Raw genomic sequence first — 21,392 nt, 5'->3', positions numbered from 1 at the left:
CGTTGACGCCATGAGCACGCTGACCGCATCCCGGCCCCAGTCCCCCGCGCCCGCCCGGCCCCGAGCCCGCCTCGACTGGCGGCTGCGCTTCGGCGCCCTCTCGCTGATCTGGGGCTTCAGCTTCCTGCTGATCAAGGTCGGCACGGAGGGCTACGCGCCGTTCCAGGTCACCCTCGGCCGCCTGGTCTTCGGTACCGCGGTGCTGGCGGCGGCGATGGCCCTGAAGCGGGAGCGGCTGCCCCGCGGGCTCCGGTTGTGGGCACACGTGGCCGTGGCCGCGTTCTTCCTCAACGCCCTGCCGTTCTCCCTCTTCGCCTACGCGGAGCTGACCGTCCCGTCCACACTGGCCGGCATCTGCAACGCGACCTCGCCGCTGTGGGGCATGGCCCTGTCCGTGGTGGCGCTCTCGGAGGACCGGCCCACGCGGGTGCGCGTCGCGGGGCTCGGCCTCGGCTTCCTCGGCGTGCTGACGGTGCTGGGCGCCTGGCAGGGCTTCCACGGGCTGGACGCGAGGGGCACGGCGATGGCGCTGCTCGCCTCGCTGAGCTACCCGGTCGGCTGGATCCACGTCCGCCGGACCCTGGCCGGGACCGGGCACTCGCATCTGTCCATGACGGGAGCCCAGCTCTTGCTGGCGACGGTGCAACTGGCCGTCGTGACGCCGCTGTTCACCCGGTTCCCGGACCATTTCCCGGTCGTCCCGCTGCTGGCCGTGGCCGCGCTGGGCGCTCTCGGCACGGGGCTGGCGGTGCTCATCCAGTACGGTCTCGTCGCCGAGGTCGGGCCCACCACGGCGCAGCTGGTCACCTACTTCATCCCGGTCATCGCCACGGCGGCGGGCGTGGCGATCCTCGGGGAGTCGCTGCGCTGGACCACGCCGGCCGGCGCGGTGATCGTTCTCGCCGGGGCCGCGCTCACCCAGGTCAGGCCCAGGGCCTGAGCCGCCGCCACGCGGCCCCCGGTCCGGCCTCAGCCGTAGGAGCGGGCCGGGGAGGGACGTACCGCCCCCGCCACCGCCTCCGCCAGGGGGCCGACGTCCCGCGGGGCGAGGGCCGACACCGTGAGGCGGACACCCGGCGGCGAGCCCAGCCGGAACCGGGCGCCCGGGGCGACCGCCCAGCCCGCCTGCAGCAGCCGGGCCACCACGCCCGTCTCGTCGGGCACCGGCACCCAGACGTTCATGCCGCTGCGGCCGTGCGCGGTCACCCCGTGCGCGGCCAGCGCCTCGACCAGGGCCTCCCGGCGGCCGCCGTACGAGGCCGCCACCGCGCCCGGGTCCACCGCGCCGCCCCGCCACAGTTCCACCACGGCACGCTGGACGAGCCGGCTCACCCAGCCCGGACCCAGCCGCTGCCGCCCGCGCACCCGGTCGACGGTGACGGCGTCCCCGGTGAACACCGCGAGGCGGAGGTCCGGCCCCCAGGCCTTGGCGACGGAGCGGACGAAGGCCCAGTGGCGGGTGACACCGGCCAGCGGACGCAGCGGGACGTCCACGATGCCGTGCCCGTGGTCGTCCTCGATCAGCAGCGTCCCGGGGTGGTCCCGGAGGACCGAACGCAGCGCACGGGCGCGCGGGGCGCTCAGCGCGGCTCCGGTCGGGTTCTGCGCCCGGTCGGTGACGATCAGCGCCCGCGCCCCGGACTCCAGCGCGGCGCGGACCTCGCCGGGCAGCGGCCCGTCGTCGTCGACCCCGACGGGGACCGTGCGCAGGCCGAGTGCCGGGACCAGGTCCAGCACGCTGCCCCAGCCGGGGTCCTCCACCGCGACCCGGTCACCCGGCTTGAGGTGGGCCGCGAGGACCCGCTCGATGACGTCCAGGGAACCGGAGGCCACCGCCACGGGGCCGTCCGGTACCCCGTCGGCGTCCAGCCCGGCGCGGACCAGCCGGGCCAGCTCAGGCTCCACCGGATCGTGGCCGTAGAGCACCGGCTCCCGGTCGCCGCGCGCGGCGGCCGCTGCGAAGGCGTCCGCCAGCCGGGGCAGCAGCGCGGGGTCCGGGTTGCCCTCGGCCAGGTCCCGCACGCCCTCCGGCACCTCCACCCGGATCTGCTGGCGTCCGGTGGTGGCCGGTCTGGGGCGGATCCGGCTGCCGCGCCGCCCGGCGGTCTCGATCACCCCGCGTTCGCGCAGGGTGCGGTAGGCGGCCGCCACCGTGTTCGGGTTCACCCCGAGCCGGGTCGCCAGATCCCTCATGGGCGGCAGATGTTCGCCGGGCTCCAGTTCCCCGGCGCCGACCGCCCGCTCGACGCTGGCCGCGATCTCCGCTGCGCCGCGACCCTGAATCCGATAGTCTCCTAGCACAAAGCAGATTATGCACTAGTGCAATGGAGACCGCCATGCAGGGGACCCGGGAATCATCGTCGCCGTCCGTCGCGTACACGCCGACCGACCGCACCGTGCCCACCCGTTCCGCGGACCGGGCTTCGTACGACCGGGACGCGGTGCACGCGATACTCGACGAGGGATACGTCTGCCATCTCGGCTTCGTCCGCGACGGCGCGCCGGTGGTGCTGCCGACGCTGTACGGCCGGGTGGGCGAGCGGCTGTACGTCCACGGCTCCACCGGTTCGCGCCCGCTGCGGATGGCCGGCGGAACGGATCCCGGACTGGAGGTGTGCCTGACGGTCACCCATGTCGACGGGCTGGTACTGGCCCGCTCCGCCTTCCACCACTCGATGAACTACCGCTCGGTGGTGGTGCACGGCACCGCCCACGAGGTCACCGACCCCGAGGAGCGGCGGCTGGCCCTGGACGCGCTGGTGGACCAGGTCGTACCGGGCCGGGCGGCCGACTCCCGGCCCGCGAACAGGAAGGAGCTGGCCGCCACCGCCGTCATCCGCCTCGACCTCGGCGAGGTCTCCGCGAAGATGCGCACCGGCGGCGCCCACGACGAGCCCGAGGACCTGTCCCTGCCGCACTGGGCCGGGGTCGTACCGCTCCGCAAGGGCTACGAGGCCCCCGTCCCCAACCCCGACCTGGCGCCCGGTATCGGACTGCCGGACTACCTGACGCCGTGAGCCGGACGGGCCACGGGCGCCGGCTGCGCGTGCCCGGCCCCGTCCCGTGCCGCCCGGCCCCGCGCGCCGGGGCGCCGGGCGGGACAGGGCCGGAGGCCCGCCCGGGGCGGCGGGGGCGGGAGGGCGAACGCGTCGGGCGCCGACCGGGGCTCAGGCGGCCGTTCCGCGCGCCGACAGCTCCCGTTCCGCGCCGCCACCCGCGGCCACCGGCTCCGCCGCGCCCTTGACGGGCGCCGAGGACTGGGCGATGTACGCGCCGAGCAGGACCACGGCTCCGCCGGTGATCTGCGGCGCGGACAGGTGCTCGCCGAGCAGCACCCAGGCCAGCACGGTGGCGATGACCGCCTCGAGGCACGCTACGACACCGGCGACCTGCGGGGACAGCCGGCGCACGGACAGCACCCCGGTGACATACGCGACGACGGTGGCGACGAGGACGGTCCAGGCGAGCAGCGCGACGGCCGGCACGGTGGTGCCGTTCATCCGCGCGGAGCCGGCCAGCACCGACCAGTCCATGGTCCACGGGCGGGCCACCGCGGTCAGCACGAGGGCGCCGACGAGCAGGCCGTAGGCGATGACGCCGAGCGGGTCCGGTGCCCGCTCACCCGCCTCGCTGCCCTGGTCGGACAGGACGAAGTAGCCGACCTGGCAGCAGGCGGCGCCGAGCGCGAGCAGCAGGCCCAGCGCGTCGAAACCCAGGCCGGACCACACCTCCACCACGCAGGCGAGACCGCCGGCCGCGAGGACCACGCCGACCGCGGCGGCGCGGGTCACCGGCCGCCGCTGCACGAACCGCACCCAGCCGAGCACGAGCGCGGGGGCCAGGTACTCGACGAGCAGCGCGACGCCGACCGGGATACGGGACAGCGCGGCGAAGTAGCAGGCCTGGACGCCGGCCACGGCCAGCAGCCCGAACCCGGCGAGCAGCGCGGGCCGGTGCAGCGGCAGCGTGCGGTGCCGCACGGCGAGCGGCAGCATGACCACGGCGGCGCCGGCCACGCGCAGCCACACCACGTGGAGCGGGTCGAGCCCCGCCTCGATCAGCGGCTTCGCCGCGACTCCGGACCCGCCGAAGGCCAGCGCGGACAGGAGCGCGAGACCGAGCCCGACGCCCTTGCCGCGGCCGCCCCGGCTCGCTGCAGATATAGGCACCGGCACATGATGACAGGCGTTGACATGAGCGTCACTCTCGTTGACACCTGTCTCAGGGGGTGGACGGCGTCACGGCAGGACGTCGGCCGGGCGGCCGTCGAGCCGGGCACCCAGCTCACGGGTCCGGACGCCGGCGCGCTCCAGGACCTCGACCGCCCGGGACCGCGGGTCCATGACGAGCCCGGCGAGCAGGTCGGTGCCGGTGGTCCGCGTCGCACCGCGCCGCCGGGCACGCCGGCGGGCCTCCGCCAGGGCGGCGGCCGCGAGCGGCGACCACGGACCGGCGTCGCCGTGCGCACCGCCCCCCGCCCGCCCGGCGCCGTGCCGGACGGGACCCGCCGCGCCGCTGGGCAGGCCGGCACCCTCCACCGTCCTCTGCCAGCGCAGCCCGTAGCCGATACTGCGCTGCACGAGGTAGCCGAGCAGCCGGGCGAGCCGCGGGGCACCGCCGACGACGGCCCGGACCCCGGGATCGTGCTCCAGGAGCGAGTGCAGCAGATGGGCAGTGTCGACCTGGCGGTCCCCGTCGCGCACCGCCCGGCGGCGGGCACCGGCGACCACGGCCGCCGACTCGGCACCGAGCCCGGCGTCGCCGCCGGCGCTCGGCAGTCCCTGCTCGGGGATGCTCCAGCGGGATGTACGGGGTTGCACACCGCCACCCCATCAGTCCCGGGCGGCCCGGGCCATCGGCGCGGGGAACCATCTTCGCCTGCCGCGCGGAGTGGACGCCGCTGGCCGGGATCTCATCCTCTGGGAGGAGATCAGGGCGTCGACGCGGGGGCGCACACCGACGGGGGCTCGCGCGGAGCGGCGCCACGTCGCCGTACGGCTCAGTCCTCGTCGGCGAGGATCAGATACAGCTTCTTCCGGGCTTCGGTGACCACGGCCAGCGCCTTCTCGCGCTGCTCCTTGGTCCCGGTGTTCCACACCTGCCCGAACGCCTGCATCAGCCCCATACCGGCCTGCCGGATCTCGCCGAGGGCCTCCCAGTCGACCCCGCGCGAGGCCTCCTCCCAGGGAGCCTCCGGACCGTCCTCGGCGACCGTGCGGCCACTGTCGGTCAGGGTGAACAGCTTCTTGCCACCCTCGCTCTCGCTGGCGATCAGCCCCTCGTCCTCCAGCAGTTGGAGGGTGGGGTAGACCGAGCCGGGGCTGGGCTTCCAGGCGCCGCCGCTGCGCTCGGCGATCTCCTGGATCATCTCGTAGCCGTGCATGGGCCCTTCCTTGAGCAGGGCCAGGATGGAGGCCCGCACATCACCGCGCCGCGCCCGCCCCCTCGGCCCGCCACGCCCGCGCGGCCCCCACGGCCCCGGCCCGAAGCCGGGCCCGCCGGGCCCCCAGCCGGGCCCCCAGCCGGGACCCCCGGGACCGAAGGGCCCGAAGGCGGCCCGCCGCCCCTCGAACCCGCCGAATCCACCGAATCCGCCCCGGCCGGGCCGGCCCGGTCCGTCCTGGCGATGCCCACGCTCGAATCCATGGCCACGCATCATGATCACTCCACTCCATCGCTGACCTGTCACGTTCGCATCGCGTTCTTACGCGATGCCTCAACGATATATCGGAGACAGAGGTGCGACAAGGCCTTTCCGTATCCGTCCGGTTGTCCTGCCTACGCCGACCTGGCCCCTGTCTCAGGTGATCTGGTCCGGTTCGCTCGTCGTCTCAGGCGGCCTGGCCCGTTGACGCTGCTCATGCCACGCGAGACCTCGACCCGCACGCCGCGGATCCCCGGGATTTCGGTGAACGGGACACGCCAATATGGTGGGCCGATGACGTCGATCAAGAAGTTCCAAGTCACCTTCGACTGCGCAGAACCTGAGCGCCTCGCCCGTTTCTGGTGCGAGGTGTTGGGGTACGTCATACCGCCGCCGCCAGAGGGGTTCGCCACCTGGGATGACTTCAGGGGCTCGCAGCCACCTGAGCAGCGGGATTCATGGTTCGCCTGCATTGATCCCTCAGGTGTGGGCCCGCGGCTGTACTTCCAGCGCGTCCCTGAGGGGAAGGCCGTCAAGAACCGGGTTCATCTTGATGTGCGGGTCGGCACCGGACTCGTGGGGGAAGAGCGCCTCGCCGCACTTGAGGCCGAATGCGCACGGTTGGTCCCGCTTGGCGCGGTACACGTGCAGACGCTGTATGACGGCAACGATGCGTGCATCCCGATGCTTGACATCGAGGGCAACGAGTTCTGCATCGACTGAGGGCTGTGAACGTGTCCCCGCACGAGAGGACCTGGTTTGTGGTCTCAAGTGATCTGGTCCTCGTGGTGTACGGAACGGGTGGTCGCTCGATGGGGTGACGCCTCGTGACTCCGGGACATGGCTTCGCACCGGGTGGCCGACGCTGGCAGCGAGGGCGTCGGGGAGGTGGCCGTGAGCGAGCCGGTGAGGTCGGGATCCGCATGGGAGTACGCGTCGGACGTGCAGGTGGGTTTCGTCGGCGTCGACGGGTTCGGACGGCTGGGGTCACTGGCCCGCTGCTGGGACGAGCCCTTCGAGCGTGCAGCCCCGGTCCGGAAGTTCATCTCGTTCAAGGGGCAGAAGAACTTCACGGGTGAGTACTGGGCGGCGTCCTCGCGTGACCTGGTGGGTTACGAGTCGTGGGTCGAGCGGGATGCCGCGATGGCCCTGGACTTCGACCCTTCGGTGGTGGCCTTGGCCTCGCAGCCGTTCTGCCTGTCCTGGTGGGACGGCGAACGGGATCGTCAGCACACTCCGGACTACTTCGCACGGCTGGCCGACGGCACCGGCGTGGTGGTCGATGTCCGGCCGGAGGGTCTCGTCGACGAGGAGGCCGCCGAGGTCTTCGCGTTCACCGCGGAGGTCTGTGCAACGGTGGGGTGGCAGTTTCGGCTGGTCGGGGACTTGGACCAGACGTTCCGGACGAACTTGCGGTGGCTGGCGCGCTATCGCCACCTGCGCTGCCACCGGGCCTCGGTGGCGGATGCCCTGCGGGAGGTGTTCGCCGAGCCTCAGCTGCTGTTCACCGGTGCTGACCGGGTCGGGGACAAGTATGCGGTGCTGCCGGCGCTCTACCACCTGCTCTGGCGGAACGAGCTGACAGCCGATCTGGTCTCGGCTCCGCTGGACGGCGGGACGGTCGTCGGCCTGGCGGCGGGGAGGGCGTCGTGAGGTCTGCGCGTCCGGGACGGTTGCGGCTGGGTGACCGGGTCAGGTTCGAGAAGAGCACGTACACGGTCGTCGCGCTCACCGGGATGCGGGTCCGCCTGGCCGACGTCCATGGCACGGGCATGCTCGTCGACCAGGTTCACCTCCAAGGGGCTGAGGACTTCGCCGTCCTGGGCACCGCAGAACGGGCCACACCGGGCTCGGCCGCGCTTCTGGACCATCTCCCGGAGGAGGCCGCGAAGCGGGCCTTGTGGTGGCAGCACCACTTGATCGAGATCCTGACCGGGCTGCCGCCGGACGCTCCGGCGGGGGCTCTGCCCCGGCCCGAATACGACCCGGCCCGCCGGTCGCTGGCGGAACGCGAGCGGGCGAAGGCCGCGGAACTGGCCGCGCGGGGCGAGGAGGTCAGTGCACGGACGGTCAAGCGCAAGCGGCAGCGTTACGAGGCCGGCGGGGTCGCCGCGGTGGCGGACCGCCGTCTCGCTCCGCACGCGTCGCTGCTGGGCCGGGCTGATCCTCGGGTGGTGGCGGCGATGCGTCAGGCCATTGCCGAGAGTGTCCCGGCCTCCACTCGCACGATCGAGTACGCGCGTTGGCGGACCGGCCGCATCCTGGCTGCCGAGCACGGCGAGGACGTGGTGGAGATGCCGTCGCGGGCGACGTTCTACCGCTTGTTCGCGAAGCTGTCCGGCGGCATCCCGGTGACTGGGTCGGCCCGCACTCGCCAGTCGCTGGCCAACCAGCCGGAGGGGCCGTTCCGTTACGAGCAGGTCGCGGCGCCGGGCGAGTTGATGCAGATCGACTCCACCCCGCTGGACGTGCTGGTGCGGCTGGATGAGGGGGTGCCTGGCAGGGTCGAGCTCTGCGGCCTGGTCGATGTCGCCACCCGCACCATCGCCGCCGCGGTCGTGCGGCCGACCACCAAGTCGGTGGACGCTTCGCTGCTGCTGGCCCGTGCTCTGACCCCGGAGCCGATGCGTCTGGGCTGGTCAGACGCACTGAGGATGTCCCGTTCGGTCCTGCCGCATCGCAGGCTGCTGTCCTTGGACGAACGGTTGGAGCACGCCGCGGCCCAGCCGGTGATCATCCCGGAGACCATCGTCTGCGACCGGGGCAAGGCATTCATCTCGGAGAACTTCCGGGCCGCCTGCCGGACTCTGGAGATCAACTTCCAGCCCTGCCACCCACGCTCGCCCGCGGAGAAGCCCCACATCGAGCGGACGCTCGAATCGGTGGCCACGATGTTCTGCCAGTTCCTCCCCGGCTACCTGGGCCGCACGGCCGAGCACCGCGGACGGAACGTCGAGGACGAGCCGTTGTGGTCAATGCTGGAGATCCAGGAACTCCTGGACGAATGGCTCATCGCGAAGTGGCAGAACAGGCCGCACGACGGGCTGCGGGACCCCGGCAGTCCCGGCCGCACCTTCACGCCGAACCAGAAGTACGCCAGCCTGCTCGAGAGCGTCGGCTACGTTCCCCTGGCCCTGACCGGGGACGACTAAGTCGAACTGCTGCCCGCGACCTGGCGGGCGGTCAACTCTTACGGCATCAAGATCAGCCACCGCATCTACGACTGCGCGGACCTGGGCCCCTTCCGGCGCCAGCCCTCCGGGGTCGCCCGCAAGAAGAACTTGTGGGAGATCCACCGCGACCCTTACGACGCCAACTGGATCTGGGTCCGCAACCACTGGGAGGGCGGCTGGATCCCCGTCCCCTGGAAACACCTCGGCACTGTCCCGCAGCCGTTCGGGGATCTGGCCTGGGACCATGCCGCGGCCGACCTGCGTCAGCAGGGCGAAAGCGATCCCACCGAGGAACAGATCGCCCAAGCTGTGTCCGAGCTTCTGATCAGGGCCAACCAAGGTCCCGAGGGCGGCGGGAAGAAGCGGCCGTCCCGGCGCGACCGGCGAGTCGCCGCCCGGACCAAGGCAGGCGCCGAAGGCAACGGTCCGCGGCCGCCGAAGCCCGAACCGGTGCCGGCCGCGCCAGACGACATGCTGCCTCACGACGACGAGGAAGCAGACACGCAGGACGAGCTGGTCGCGAAGGTCATTCCGCTTGGTGTCTTCGACCCCTTCAAGGAGGCGGACAAGCGATGGTGACCGCAGCTGGGCCCGCGTTCGAACAGCTGCCGCCATCCGGCCTGCAGGCCGGATGGCGGCGGGCCGTGGACCAGGAGGAACTGCACCGCTACCTCACCACCCTTGAGGGCTGGCGGGAGTTCACCACTCAAGATCCAGCCCCGCCGGACCTGCTGCCCGCCGACGTCCTCGCCGGACTGGGGCCGGACGAGCGCCAGGACTACGACGACGCCCGCCTCGACTACCACACCAGAATGACGGTGGCGGCGACCTCCACCTTGCGGACCGTCGTTCATACTGGCCGACGGTTGACCCTGCTCAACCGTCACGCGATCAGTGCCCGCCGGGGCCTGATCCTGTCCGGCCCGGCCGGCACCGGCAAGACCACCGCTCTGACCCAGTTCGGCAAGACCATCGAAGCCATCGACCGGCGTCAGCACCCCGGCGTCGGCGGTCGCATCCCCGTTGTCTACGTCACCGTCCCGCCCGCCGCGACCTCGCGCATGTTGGCCGTGGAGTTCGCCCGCTTCCTCGGCCTGCCCGTCACCGTCCGCGCCAACATCACCGACGTCATCGAGGCTGTCTGCGGGGTCCTGATCGACGCGCGGGTCACCGTCGTCTGTGTCGACGAGCTGCACAATCTCTCCCTTGCGACCCGCAGCGGAGCCGAGGTCTCCGACACCCTGAAGTACTTCTCCGAGCGCATCCCGGCCACCTTCGTCTATGCCGGAGTCGACCTGGAGGCAAATGGCCTGTTCAACGGCACCCGGGGACGGCAGATCGCGGGCCGGTTCGGAGTCATCGAAACCGTCGCGTTCCCCCGCACCGAGGAGTGGACCGGCCTGGTCACCACCCTCGAAGAGGCTCTGCGGCTGCACCACCACCGGCCGGGAACCCTGGAAGGGCTGGCCCACTACCTCCACGACCGCACCGGCGGCATGATCGGCTCGCTGTCCCACCTCATCCGCGGGGCCGCCCTCGACGCCATCCTGGACGGCACCGAGAAGATCACCCGCAAGTCCCTGCAGAGCGTGAAACTCGACCGCGCGGCCGAGACCCGGAAGTCCAAACCGGCCTCATGAGCATCGTCGAGAGCGGCGTGATCAGCGGGAACATCCGCCTGTTGCCTGTCCAGGTCCGCCCGCGAGGCGGCGAAGGGGTCCGGTCGTTCATCGTCCGCCTCGCCCATGCCAACCACCTGATCCCGGGCTATCTGCGGATGTTTCTCTGCGAACCGCCGGATCATCGAGGCATCCCGAGTTGGTCGCGGCTGGCGGCCGTCACGGGCCGCGATCCGGACTTCCTGCGGATCACGCTGGAGACCCGGCACTGCCTGGAGTGCGGCGCCGCCATGCCGCCCCTCGGTATCCTCGGACGTCAAGCTCTGCGATGCTCGCAGGCTTGCCGCCAGAAGGCATACCGCAGACGCCACCCGCTCAGCGAGTGGCTGCGAGTGCCCTGCAAGCAGTGCGGCGAGATCATGCGGATCCGGCCCGGACGGCGCCGTCACCTGTGTTCATCGCGCTGCCGTCGGGACGCCTATCTCGAACGACAGCGACGTCGCCAAGAACGATCCGCCCAGACCGAGGAAACCGAACCGCTCCCGTGTCCCATCTGCGAACGTCCCCTGCCCTCTTCGAGACGGCGAACGTGTTCCCAACGGTGTCGTCAGCGGGCATACCGCTGGCGAAATGCACCACCGCCTCACCCAGTTACCTCCCCGGTTGGAGAAGCAGAACCGCCGTCGCCGCCCCCATCTCTACGGCTCTGCGAGATTTGCTCGGCTCTACTGCCCCTCGGCCCCAACCAGGCACAGCGGCGAACCTGCTCTCACCGCTGTCGCCAGCAGGCATACCGAAGGCGCGTGAGTCCGGCCCAAGATCGGTCTCAGCCAGCAGCATCGTCACCTCCGCCGAAATCCCCCTCCGAGGCCCTGCCTCCACCCCAGAGCCTGTCGACCTGCCCAGTCTGCAAGGGGCTCCTCCCGGCAGTCCTCGGCCAGGCCAGACGCCGCACGTGTTCTCACCGTTGTCGCCAGCGGGCCTACCGCGAACGTCTGTCCGGCGATAGCGAACTTTCAGCACGTGCCATCGAAGTATGAATGGCTCGGGATGCCAGCCTTCAGACCGAGCCATCCTCGGCAACAAGCTGCACCACGCCAACCCACGCGAACTCGTTCTTCGTATGGACAGCGCGGACCCTCCACCGACCTGCCGGAAGCTGCACGGGAGCCTGTTCCGGCTGGCCACCACCGGGATACTCCACTCCGAGATCCGCGCCGGCCACGGCCGAGTCCATCAGCACCGCCGGGCCATCAGTGACCCACAGGCCGCCGTCCTCCCATGGAGTGTCCGGGTCGGCAACGACTGCTTGCGCTCCGGCGAGCAATTCTTCCTCCGAATCCGCAGCCAGCCATCGCACGAAGACCAACTCCTCCGACAGGAAGCAGGTCATTGCGGGTTCATCGGCCAGGACAAGCGCCGTCGCAGCCTCCGCGCGCACGGCGATCACGCCAGCCCAGTCGTCGACCTCGCAAGCCCGGTCATAATCATCACGGCCACCGTCCTCGCCCAGGACGGCTCCCTCCTCCGTGCACCCGCCCCATGCGCCAATGCAGGACTCGGGGACCACGATCAACGGACCGCCCATCGAGCTGACCCAGGCCAGCTCAGCGCGGTCACTGCGATCAGATTCAAGGGCATCATTCATGCGCGCAGTCTGCCGCTTGCCACTGACACCGGACAGCGGCTGGGCGGGCCCGTCGAGGACAGTCAGCCGGGGCACAGGACAACATCGGTCGATTCGCTGAACCTGGACCACATCAGCTGAGATTTTCGACTCCTCCTCATCTCAATCCATCTGGTCGCCGCAGGTCACAGGGATGGTCAAGAACCAGATCATTTGCGACGGGTCACGGAAAACGAGGTCCCCGCCGGCCCTCGGACCGCGCGCCGCGACGCCGAGTCCGGTCCAGGGCTCCCCGATTGGCCTTTCCTACCGGACCGGCACGGGCCGTAGCGTCTGCGCCATGCGCATACGAATCGTCGACGCCTTCACCGACCGCCCCTTCACCGGCAACCCGGCCGGCGTCCTGCTCCTGGACGACGCCTTCCCGGACGACGACTGGCTCCGTAACGTCGCCATGGAGGTGAACCACGCCGAGACGGCGTTCGCGCACCGGCTGCCCGCGGGCGGCGAAGCGGACTGGGCGCTGCGCTGGTTCACGCCCGCCACCGAGGTCGCCATGTGCGGGCACGCCACCCTCGCCGCGGCGCACGTCCTGCACACCGCCGGCGCCCACGAGGGGCCGGTGCGGTTCGCCACCCGCAGCGGTGTCCTCGTCGCCACGCCGGGCCCGGACGGCTGGATCACCATGGACTTCCCCACCGCCCCGCTCACCGCGGTGCGGATCCCGGACGGGGTCGCCGAGGCGCTGGGCGCCGCCCCGCTCGCCGCCTACGACACCGGGCCCCACGTCGGCGACCTGCTGGTGGAGCTGGCCGACGAGCGGACGGTGCTCGGACTCTCCCCCGACCACAGGGGCCTGACGGCGCACTCCTCGCGGGGCGTCATCGCCACCGCCCGTGCCGACGACCCGTCCCTCGGCCACGACTTCGTCTCACGCTGCTTCTTCCCCGGCGTCGGCATCGACGAGGATCCGGTCACCGGCAGCGCCCACACCGCGCTGGCCCCGCACTGGTCCGCCCGTCTCGGCCGGGACGACCTCACGGGGCTGCAGGCCTCCCACCGCCCCGGGCTGGTCCGCACCGGCCTGCGGGGCGACCGTACGCTGCTGACCGGCCGCGCCGTCACCGTGATCGAGGGGGAACTGCTCGGCTGACCGGCCGGGGCCGGCCGGAGGCGTGGTCCCGCCTCAGGCCGTCGGCAGCCAGTCCACCTTGCCGGCCAGCAGGGCGTAGCCGACGAACGCGCCGATGTCGAGCAGGGAGTGGGCGACGACCAGCGGTCCGACCCGGCCCCAGCGGCGATAGAGCCAGACGAAGACCACGCCCATCACCATGTTGCCGATGAAGCCGCCGATGCCCTGGTAGAGGTGGTACGAGCCGCGCAGGACCGCGCTGGCCACCAGCGCGGACCCCGCCGTCCAGCCCAGTTGCCCCAGCCTGCGCAGGAGGTAGCCGACGACGACGACCTCCTCGAGGATCGCGTTCTGCACCGCGGAGAGGATCAGCACGGGGTACTTCCACCACACCTCGGGCAGGGCCTCGGGCACGACGGTGAGATTGCCGCCGAGGCCGCGGGCGGCCAGGTAGAAGGCGATTCCGGTGCTGCCGATGACGGCCGCGACGCCCGCGCCCCGGCCGAGGTCGGGCCAGGGGCGCGTCCGGTCGAAGCCGAGCGCGCGCAGGCTCTCGCCCTCGCGCATCAGCAGGTGGGCGACCAGGGCCACGGGTACCAGCGCGGAGGCGATGCCGAAGAGCTGCCAGGCCAGGTCGAGCCAGGGGCGCCCGGGCGCGGCGGACGCGTTGAGGGTGGCCGCCTGGTCCTTGAGCCCGCCGGGCCTGGTGACCGATCCGACGAAGCTGATCAGCGCGGAGACCCCGCTCGCGCCGAGCGAGAGCGCCAGCACGAGCAGCGTCTCGTCCCGGAGGATCCGCCGCGGGAACCGCCCCCGCGCAGGGCCGTCGGCCGCCGCGTCCGCCTCCACGTGCACTCCTGTCGTCGCTCCGGCCGTGCGAGCTCACAGCATGCCGGATCGCCTCCGGGAGCGCTCACCCGGGCCGGGCTTGCCGCGGTTCGCAACCCCGGTCCCCGCTCAGCCGAGCGGCACCGGCTCCGGCAGCCCCACCGGCCAGGTGTGCACCGGCTCGCCCACGTGCATCAGCTCGGCATAGCGGCGCGTCGTCGCGGCCAGCGCGTCCCCGCGGCCGAGGCCCTGCTCCAGGGCCCGGTGGAAGGTGGCCGCCTGCCAGGCCGCCCCGTTCACCCGGCGCCGGCAGCGCTCCTCGATGACGCCCAGGTAGAGGTCGCGGTCGGCGGCCTCGACGCCCCACGCGTCGAGTCCGGCGGCGGCGAGCGGCAGCAGTTCGTCCCGTACCAGGGTGACGGCGTCGACCTCGCCGGTGCCGCCGTAGCGGCCCCGGCGCGGCCAGACGAAGCGGGCGTCGATGCCGTCCCGGCAGGCCGCGTCGAAGTTGGCCTCGGCCGCCTCGAACGGCAGCCGCGTCCATACCGGGCGCGACTCCTCGGCGAGGGCCCGCACCAGGCCGTAGTAGAAGGCCGCGTTGGCGATCACATCGGTGATGGTCGGCCCGGCCGGCAGCACGCGGTTCTCCACGCGCAGGTGCGGCACGCCGTCCGCGATGTCGTAGACGGGCCGGTTCCAGCGGTACACCGTGCCGTTGTGCAGCACCAGTTCGGCGAGCTTCGGTACGCCCCCGGCGTCGAGGACCTCCAGCGGGTCCTCCTCGTGGCAGATCGGCAGCAGTGCCGGGAAGTAGCGCAGGTTCTCCTCGAACAGGTCGTGGGCGGAGGAGATCCACCGTTCGCCGAACCAGGTGCGCGGCCGTACGCCCTGCGCCTGGAGTTCCGGCGGGCGGGTGTCGGTGGCCTGCAGGAACAGCGGCGGCCTGGACTCGCGCCACAGTTCGCGCCCGAACAGGAACGGTGAGTTGGCGCCGACGGCGATCTGCGCCGCGGACGCCACCTGCGCGGCGTTCCACACGTCGGCGAAGCGGGCCGGGGTGACCTGGAGGTGCAGTTGCACGGAGGTGCAGGCGGCCTCCGGGGCGATGGACCTGGAGGTGCAGCGCAGATGCTCCACGCCGTCGATGTCGAGCTGGAAGTCCTCGCCGCGCGCCGCCACGATCTGGTCGTTGAGCAGGGTGTAGCGGTCCACCTCGGAGAGGTTGGAGGAGACGAGGTCGTCACGGTCGAGCGTGGGCAGAATGCCGATCATCACGATGCCGGCGTCCACCTCCCCGGCCTTCCGGTCGGCGTACGCCAGCGAGATGCGCAGTTCCTCGGCGAGCCGGTCGAATACCCGTCCGCCCAGCCGGTGCGGAGCGATGTTCACCTCGAGGTTGAACATCGCGAGTTCCGTTTGGAAATCACGGCTCGCGATGCGCTCCAGTACCTGCCCGTTCAACATTTTGGGCATGCCGTCGCGGCCGGCGAGATTCAATTCGATCTCGACGCCCATGAGGTTCTTGGCGCGGTCGAACCCCTTCTCGTCCAGCAGCCGCTCGAGTCCCGTGAGGCACTTCTGGAGCTTTTCGCGGTAGCGCTGGCGATCGGACAGGTCGAACTGCCCTGCCACGACCTTCTCCCCCATCTGGGTTTCCCTCCTCGGATGGGCGGGCCGCAGACCGGCCGCCGGAGTCCCGGGTCTGGATGATGCCCAGCGGAAGCGATCGATAACGTCCCGCGCGGGCCCGGCGCCCGCTACTCTGTCTGAATGTTCCCGGCGGCACATTCACGGGGCATGCCGCACCACGCACGTTCGTGTGCCCCGATCGCCTCGTGAAAAACGCCGACGACAACCGGCCGACCGCGATGGCGGGGTATTACGAGGTCAGCAGGTCCCTCCCGGCACGAAAAGCGGGATCCATGTGGGCGAATCAGCGACTGAATGACGCCTTGCCGAGTCGACCGGAATGCGGTAGACGAAACATCGTCTGAACACGCGTCGTATAAACTTCGCGAACAAGGCCTAAGGTTGGTGCCCGCGGTCCCGGTTTCTGTCGTGTTCCTGCCGTCGATTCAGCGGCAGGCCGCAGCCGCACACTCGTTCGTCGAACCGGGCCCCACCTCTCAGGTCACCCGTGAGCTGACAGCGCTGTCCGCCCCACCCTCCTCGCGCCGCCGCGCCTGTCGAACGAGAGGCGACCCACCATGCCCCTGCACGCGCCCGCCGCACCCGCGCCCGCACTGCGTTCCGTTCTCACGGCCCTCGGTTCCCCCACCGCGGTCCGCGAGGCCCGAACTCCCTCCCTGCGCGCCGCACAGGGACCCACGACGCCCGAACTCCCGCTTCCCGTGCACGTGTTGGATCCGATCACCACCCAAGGCCTGTCCGCGACGAGGCCGGCCGGCTGGCGCTTCGTGATCCGCTGCGGAGATCGCGCGGTGGCCGCCGCCGACACCATGCTGACGCCGGACGGCTGGGCCTTCTCGCACTTCTTCGAGGGCCCCTGGATCACCTCCACCGAGCGCGCCCTGCAGCAGGCCGAGACGCTGCCGCAGCCGTACCAGCCACGCCTGCTGTCCGTGCCCGGCCTGTACATGCTGACCCTGTGGCTGCACGGCGACGTCGGCGCCGACGCCTCCGAGGGGCACCCGGCCGCCACCGACCTGCTCGTGCCCCTGGCCCCGGCCCCACCCGGCATCTGGGCCCACCGGCCGCATCGGGTGGCCGAGTTGCTCCCGGTACTGACCCATCGGGCGACTCCCGTACCGTTGCTCGGCTCCATCCCCGCCTGATACCAGGCGCGCGTGCCCCGCTCCCCGGAAGGGAAGCGGGGCACGACCGTATATTCGGCGATCACTCGCTCGTACGAGCAATTGGATGCTCCTACGAGCCGGAAAAGGATCTCCGCAGTCCGGACTAGCCCTATCCGACCCCCCAGAACCACCCGAAATGACAGTGCAGTTGGAATGAACCGTCCGCACGGGTGACGCGTCATGAACCTGTGAGAAGCGGTGCTGCGAAATCCCTGCGGATTGACGCCCAGAGGACAACACTGGGTTCCGACCGACCTATTCACCACGGGGGACGGACATGACCACGACAGAGCGAGAGATCCCATCCATGTGCCAGCACCAGCCGCCGTGTCCGCAAGCCGAGTCCGCCGACCGGGAGTCCGCCCGCCTCGTGGCGCACCACCCGGAGCAGGGGTGGAGTCTGCTGTGCAACGGCGTCCTGCTCTTCGAGGACACCGGCGAGCTTCTGCCCGACGGCCGTGTCATCGCCCCGCACCGTCCGCTGGGTGCGGACCAGGTGATGACCGCCGCCTGACGGCCGTCCGGTCGTCCCCGGTCCGTCGGCGCACGGCGCCGGATGCGGTGCGGCCAAGGACTGAGGGCCGTCCTCGTACCGGGCGTATGCGGGCGATCCGGCAACGCGGCGAGGTGCCGTAGCCGTTGCCTCGCTCCCGCCGGGGGCCGCGGGACAGCCCTCAGGGCGTTCTGGGCGGTTCCACCGCGCCGCCCGGCGATCCGAGGGGCCGGTCGCACACATACGGTGCGCACCGGCCCCGACCCGTGTCCGGGTTCGGCCGCGTCAGGTGACCACACCCTGTCGCAGCGCTTCCAGCGGCGCCCTCCGGCCGGGCCGGGGTCCAGCCGCCCCTCCCGGGATCGCACACGTTCCCCGACCTGATCGGCACCGGTGACGGTCGTACCCCTGCCGCGGCGACCGCCGTCGCCCTGCGCGGCCCACGGGACGAGACCGGCGCCGGAAGCCCCCACGGCTGGTCTCGTGGCCCACTCGGGAGTGGGATGGAAGGGAGGCCCTGCACGCGGAGCCGGCCCGGGAGCCGGAGCCGCGGTGACCCGGGAGGAACGGTGGAGTCATGTCCGGTTACGACACCCCGGCGGCGGCCCGTGTGGTGGTCGGCGTGAGCGGTTCCCTGGGCAGCGTCACGGCCCTGCGCCGGGCCACGGCACTGGCCCGGAGACTGGGAGCCGAACTGTGGCCGGTGCTCGCCTGGGAACCGCCCGGGGGCGACGCCACCGCGCGCCGCTCGCCCGCCGCCGCCCTGCTGGTCGAGGAGTGGCAGCGGCTGGCCAAGCAGCGACTGGCCGCGGTGCTGGGCGAGATCTTCGGCGAGGAGGGGCCGGGGGTACCGATGCGCGCGGTCATCGTCCGCGGCACCCCGGGCCGGGCGCTCGTGGCGACCGCCGACCGCGAGAGCGACCTGCTGGTCGTGGGCGCGGGCCGGCGGGGCCTGCGGCGGGCCTTCTCGGGCCGCGTCTGCCGGCACTGCCTGACCCACGCCTGCTGCCCGGTGCTGGCCGTGCCTCCGTCGCCGCTCCAGTCCGACCTGGTGGCCGTCCACCGGCGCAACGCGTGGCACCGGCGCATGGACACCAGGGATCTCTGACGCCGGACCCCGCGCACTGCGGCTGCGGACGGCCTGGCGCGGGAGCAGCGTGGAGGGGTCGTGGCGATGACGCTCGGTGCCCGCCGCCCTCTGGTCCGCGGTCACCCCTCCCCCACCGCCCCATGCCCCTCCATCGACCTCCGGCCTCCGCTTCTCGCTGTCCCGCTCCCTCCGCCGGGCCGGTCTTAACACAGGATTGACGCCCCCCGACCCTGAATCCAAGGGCCACGACGTCACTCTCTGCTTACGCTGGTGCCGCCGTCCGCGTGATGGCCGGAAACCGCTGAGCCGCCTACCTGGAGCACGCCCATGGCCACGCCCGAACACCCCCCTCCCGGTCGCCTGCGCGCCTGGATGCTGGAGGGGCTGTCCGACATGGGCAAGCACGGCGGCCACACCGGGCCCCATGCCGTGCCGGAGGCTCCGCACCGGGGGCAGCGCTGGTGGCGGGTGATGTGCCTGACCGGTGTCGACTACTTCTCCACCCTCGGCTACCAGCCGGGCATCGCCGCCCTCGCGGCCGGCCTGCTGTCACCGATCGCGACGATCGTCCTGGTGATCGTGACCCTGGCCGGCGCCCTTCCGGTGTACCGCCGGGTCGCGCAGGAGAGCCCGCGCGGCGAAGGGTCCATCGCCATGCTGGAACGGCTGCTGTCGTTCTGGAAGGGCAAGCTGTTCGTGCTGACCCTGCTGGGCTTCGCGGCCACCGACTTCCTGATCACCATCACCCTGTCGGCCGCCGACGCCTCCACCCACCTGGTCGAGAACCCGCATCTGAACAGCGCGCTCCAGGGCCATCAGATGGTGATCACGCTGTTCCTGGTCGCCCTGCTCGGGGCGGTGTTCCTGAAGGGATTCCTCGAGGCCGTCGGCGTCGCCGTCGCCCTGGTCGGCATCTACCTCGGCCTCAACCTGGTCGTCGTGGTCGACGGCCTGTGGCACGTCCTCACCGCCGATCACGTGGTGGCCGACTGGAGCAACGCCCTGACCGCGGAGCACGGCAACGTGTTCGTGATGATCGGCGTCGCCCTGATCGTCTTCCCCAAGCTCGCCCTCGGCCTGTCCGGCTTCGAGACCGGTGTGGCCGTCATGCCGCACGTCCAGGGCGAGCCGGGCGACACCGAGGAGCGGCCGGCCGGCCGGATCCGGGACACCAGGAAGCTGCTGACCACCGCGGCCCTGATCATGAGCTGCTTCCTCATCGCCACCAGCTTCGTCACCACCCTGCTGATCCCGGAGAAGGAGTTCGAGCCCGGCGGACAGGCCAACGGCCGCGCCCTCGCCTACCTCGCGCACGAGTACCTGGGCGGAGCGTTCGGCACGGTCTACGACATCTCGACGATCGCGATCCTGTGGTTCGCGGGCGCCTCCGCGATGGCCGGGCTGCTCAACCTGATGCCGCGCTACCTGCCGCGCTACGGCATGGCCCCGCACTGGGCCCGGGCGGTGCGCCCGATGGTCGTCGTCTTCACCCTGGTCGCCTTCCTGGTCACCTGGATCTTCGACGCCGACGTGGACAAGCAGGGCGGCGCCTACGCCACCGGCGTGCTGGTGCTGATCAGCTCCGCCGCGATCGCGGTGACCATCGCCGCGCGCAGGGCCGGGCAGCGCGGCTGGAGCATCGCCTTCGCGGTCATCTCGGTGGTGTTCCTCTACACGACCGTCGTCAACGTCGTCGAACGCCCGGACGGTGTGAAGATCGGCGCCTGCTTCATCGCCGGGATCATCCTCGTCTCCTTCCTGTCCCGCCTGGCCCGCGCCTTCGAGCTGCGCGTCACCAGCGTGACCATGGACCCGATGGCGGAGCGCTTCGTCAGGGACATGGCCAGCCGCAAGATGCGGTTCATCGCGAACCAGCCCGACGGGCGGGACAAGGCCGAGTACCGCGACAAGGTCGAGCAGATCCGGTCCGACAACGACCTGCCGGAGCAGGAGGACTTCGTCTTCGTCGAGGTGACCGTCACCGACCCCTCCGAGTTCGAGGCGGGCCTGACGGTGCGCGGCGAGGTACTGCACAACCGGTACCGCGTGCTGAGCGTGGAGTCCTCCTCCATCCCCAACGCGCTCGCCGCACTCCTCCTGCACATACGCGACGTGACCGGCCGCACCCCGCACATCTACTTCGAGTGGACCGAGGGCAACCCGTTCGCCAACTTCCTGCGCTTCCTCCTCTTCGGGCAGGGCGAGGTCGCCCCGGTCACCCGCGAGGTGCTGCGCGAGGCGGAACCGGACCGCACCCGCCGCCCGCGCGTGCACACGGGCTGAGGGGTGGCCATGTGGCGGCGCACCCGAGGGCGACCCCGTGACCGTGGCTCCCGGGTGATGGCCCTATCGTGACCGGCATGCAGTCCTACACCATCGGCCAGGCCGCGCGGCTGCTCGGCGTGAGCCCGGACACCGCCCGTCGCTGGGCGGACGCCGGCCGGGTGGCGACCCACCGCGACGAGGCCGGTCGGCGGCTCGTCGACGGCAAGGACCTCGCCGCGTTCTCGGTCGAACTGGCCGGTTCGGGGGGCGGCGAGGAGGAGGCGCCCTACACCTCCGCCCGCAACGCCTTCCCCGGCATCGTCACCGCGATCAAGCTCGGCGACGTCGCCGCCCAGGTGGAGATCCAGGCGGGACCGCACCGGCTGGTGTCGCTGCTGACCCGGGAGGCCGTGGAGGAACTGGGCCTGGAGGTCGGCGTGGAGGCCACCGCCCGGGTGAAGTCCACCAACGTGCACATCGACCGGGTCTGACCGGCGCCACCGCGCGCGTCCGGCCCCTCCCGTTCACCCGAAGCGGGCGCGACCGGCCGGGGCCGGGCCCCGGTGTGCCGAAGCCCCCGTCGACCCGGATCGCCCGGACGCCGCTGGATCCGGCACGGCCGGGCCCGGTGGGGGCGCGGCGCAGCGCCCTCGGGGCGGAATCCGTGCGCGTCACCGGCGACCGTCCCCCTCCCTGACGACCGCA

Annotated in this window: 20 protein-coding genes; 13 read left to right on the top strand and 7 right to left on the bottom strand. The window is 71.8% G+C overall.

The window, feature by feature from the left end:
- Positions 1-10 precede the first annotated feature (10 nt).
- Positions 11-940, top strand: coding sequence for a DMT family transporter (locus MXD57_RS25130; protein WP_250404276.1), 930 nt, complete (start codon positions 11-13; stop codon positions 938-940).
- Between the two features lie 29 nt (positions 941-969).
- Here the strand turns inward: MXD57_RS25130 and MXD57_RS25125 are convergent, their stop codons facing one another.
- Positions 970-2,301: an aminotransferase class I/II-fold pyridoxal phosphate-dependent enzyme gene (locus MXD57_RS25125; RefSeq protein WP_250404274.1), complete on the bottom strand. Its 1,332-nt coding sequence runs from the start codon at positions 2,299-2,301 to the stop codon at positions 970-972.
- 35 nt (positions 2,302-2,336) lie between these two features.
- Between MXD57_RS25125 and MXD57_RS25120 the strand changes: the two genes are divergently transcribed.
- Positions 2,337-3,017, top strand: a complete 681-nt coding sequence (locus tag MXD57_RS25120; protein ID WP_250404322.1) for a pyridoxamine 5'-phosphate oxidase family protein — start codon at positions 2,337-2,339, stop codon at positions 3,015-3,017.
- Between the two features lie 150 nt (positions 3,018-3,167).
- Here the strand turns inward: MXD57_RS25120 and MXD57_RS25115 are convergent, their stop codons facing one another.
- The 3 genes from MXD57_RS25115 to MXD57_RS25105 form a co-directional block, all read right to left on the bottom strand.
- Positions 3,168-4,169, bottom strand: coding sequence for an EamA family transporter (locus tag MXD57_RS25115; RefSeq protein WP_374114749.1), 1,002 nt, complete (start codon positions 4,167-4,169; stop codon positions 3,168-3,170).
- Between the two features lie 69 nt (positions 4,170-4,238).
- Positions 4,239-4,820: a Clp protease N-terminal domain-containing protein gene (locus MXD57_RS25110; RefSeq protein ID WP_250404270.1), complete on the bottom strand. Its 582-nt coding sequence runs from the start codon at positions 4,818-4,820 to the stop codon at positions 4,239-4,241.
- A 179-nt stretch (positions 4,821-4,999) separates the two neighbouring features.
- Entirely contained in the window at positions 5,000-5,656 is a 657-nt protein-coding gene (locus MXD57_RS25105) for a PadR family transcriptional regulator (RefSeq protein ID WP_250404321.1), read from the bottom strand.
- A 282-nt stretch (positions 5,657-5,938) separates the two neighbouring features.
- On the opposite strand from MXD57_RS25105, the gene MXD57_RS25100 reads away from it, so the two are divergent.
- The 5 genes from MXD57_RS25100 to MXD57_RS25085 all read left to right on the top strand — a co-directional run bounded on the left by MXD57_RS25100 (position 5,939) and on the right by MXD57_RS25085 (position 10,457).
- A complete protein-coding gene (locus MXD57_RS25100) occupies positions 5,939-6,367 on the top strand; it encodes a VOC family protein (protein WP_250404268.1) in 429 nt (142 codons plus the stop codon).
- A 171-nt stretch (positions 6,368-6,538) separates the two neighbouring features.
- Positions 6,539-7,297, top strand: coding sequence for a TnsA-like heteromeric transposase endonuclease subunit (locus MXD57_RS25095; RefSeq protein ID WP_250404267.1), 759 nt, complete (start codon positions 6,539-6,541; stop codon positions 7,295-7,297).
- Positions 7,294-8,796 (top strand): integrase, encoded by a 1,503-nt coding sequence (locus MXD57_RS31875; protein WP_308290916.1) that lies wholly within the window; start codon positions 7,294-7,296, stop codon positions 8,794-8,796. Before MXD57_RS25095 ends, MXD57_RS31875 begins: the two co-directional genes overlap by 4 nt.
- Positions 8,797-8,925: 129 nt before the next feature.
- Positions 8,926-9,396, top strand: coding sequence for a hypothetical protein (locus MXD57_RS31870; protein ID WP_308290915.1), 471 nt, complete (start codon positions 8,926-8,928; stop codon positions 9,394-9,396).
- On the top strand, positions 9,390-10,457 hold the full coding sequence (locus tag MXD57_RS25085) for a TniB family NTP-binding protein (protein ID WP_250404265.1): 1,068 nt from the start codon (positions 9,390-9,392) through the stop codon (positions 10,455-10,457). The genes MXD57_RS31870 and MXD57_RS25085 overlap by 7 nt, the downstream gene beginning before the upstream one ends.
- 1,039 nt (positions 10,458-11,496) lie before the next feature.
- Here the strand turns inward: MXD57_RS25085 and MXD57_RS25080 are convergent.
- Entirely contained in the window at positions 11,497-12,084 is a 588-nt protein-coding gene (locus MXD57_RS25080) for an Imm21 family immunity protein (protein WP_250404263.1), read from the bottom strand.
- A gap of 319 nt (positions 12,085-12,403) precedes the next feature.
- Between MXD57_RS25080 and MXD57_RS25075 the strand changes: the two genes are divergently transcribed.
- Positions 12,404-13,216 (top strand): PhzF family phenazine biosynthesis protein, encoded by an 813-nt coding sequence (locus tag MXD57_RS25075; RefSeq protein WP_250404261.1) that lies wholly within the window; start codon positions 12,404-12,406, stop codon positions 13,214-13,216.
- A gap of 33 nt (positions 13,217-13,249) precedes the next feature.
- Here MXD57_RS25075 and MXD57_RS25070 read toward each other — a convergent pair whose 3' ends face one another.
- Positions 13,250-14,050: a CPBP family intramembrane glutamic endopeptidase gene (locus MXD57_RS25070; protein WP_374114748.1), complete on the bottom strand. Its 801-nt coding sequence runs from the start codon at positions 14,048-14,050 to the stop codon at positions 13,250-13,252.
- 102 nt (positions 14,051-14,152) lie between these two features.
- Complete coding sequence (locus MXD57_RS25065; RefSeq protein WP_250404257.1) at positions 14,153-15,670, bottom strand: glutamate--cysteine ligase; 1,518 nt, start codon at positions 15,668-15,670, stop codon at positions 14,153-14,155.
- A gap of 560 nt (positions 15,671-16,230) precedes the next feature.
- Here MXD57_RS25065 and MXD57_RS25060 point away from each other — a divergent pair.
- The 5 genes from MXD57_RS25060 to MXD57_RS25040 all read left to right on the top strand — a co-directional run bounded on the left by MXD57_RS25060 (position 16,231) and on the right by MXD57_RS25040 (position 21,178).
- Positions 16,231-16,818 (top strand): hypothetical protein, encoded by a 588-nt coding sequence (locus tag MXD57_RS25060; RefSeq protein ID WP_250404255.1) that lies wholly within the window; start codon positions 16,231-16,233, stop codon positions 16,816-16,818.
- Between the two features lie 328 nt (positions 16,819-17,146).
- A complete protein-coding gene (locus MXD57_RS25055) occupies positions 17,147-17,353 on the top strand; it encodes a DUF5999 family protein (RefSeq protein ID WP_094214367.1) in 207 nt (68 codons plus the stop codon).
- Between the two features lie 556 nt (positions 17,354-17,909).
- Positions 17,910-18,440, top strand: a complete 531-nt coding sequence (locus MXD57_RS25050) for a universal stress protein (protein WP_250404253.1) — start codon at positions 17,910-17,912, stop codon at positions 18,438-18,440.
- Between the two features lie 309 nt (positions 18,441-18,749).
- Positions 18,750-20,705, top strand: coding sequence for an amino acid transporter (locus tag MXD57_RS25045; protein WP_250404251.1), 1,956 nt, complete (start codon positions 18,750-18,752; stop codon positions 20,703-20,705).
- A 77-nt stretch (positions 20,706-20,782) separates the two neighbouring features.
- Complete coding sequence (locus tag MXD57_RS25040; protein WP_250404250.1) at positions 20,783-21,178, top strand: TOBE domain-containing protein; 396 nt, start codon at positions 20,783-20,785, stop codon at positions 21,176-21,178.
- The last annotated feature ends 214 nt before the right edge of the window (positions 21,179-21,392 follow it).

It is taken from the genome of Streptomyces cellostaticus, assembly GCF_023630175.1.
Taxonomy (GTDB): domain Bacteria; phylum Actinomycetota; class Actinomycetes; order Streptomycetales; family Streptomycetaceae; genus Streptomyces; species Streptomyces cellostaticus_A.
This window is presented reverse-complemented; position numbering and strand designations above follow the sequence as displayed.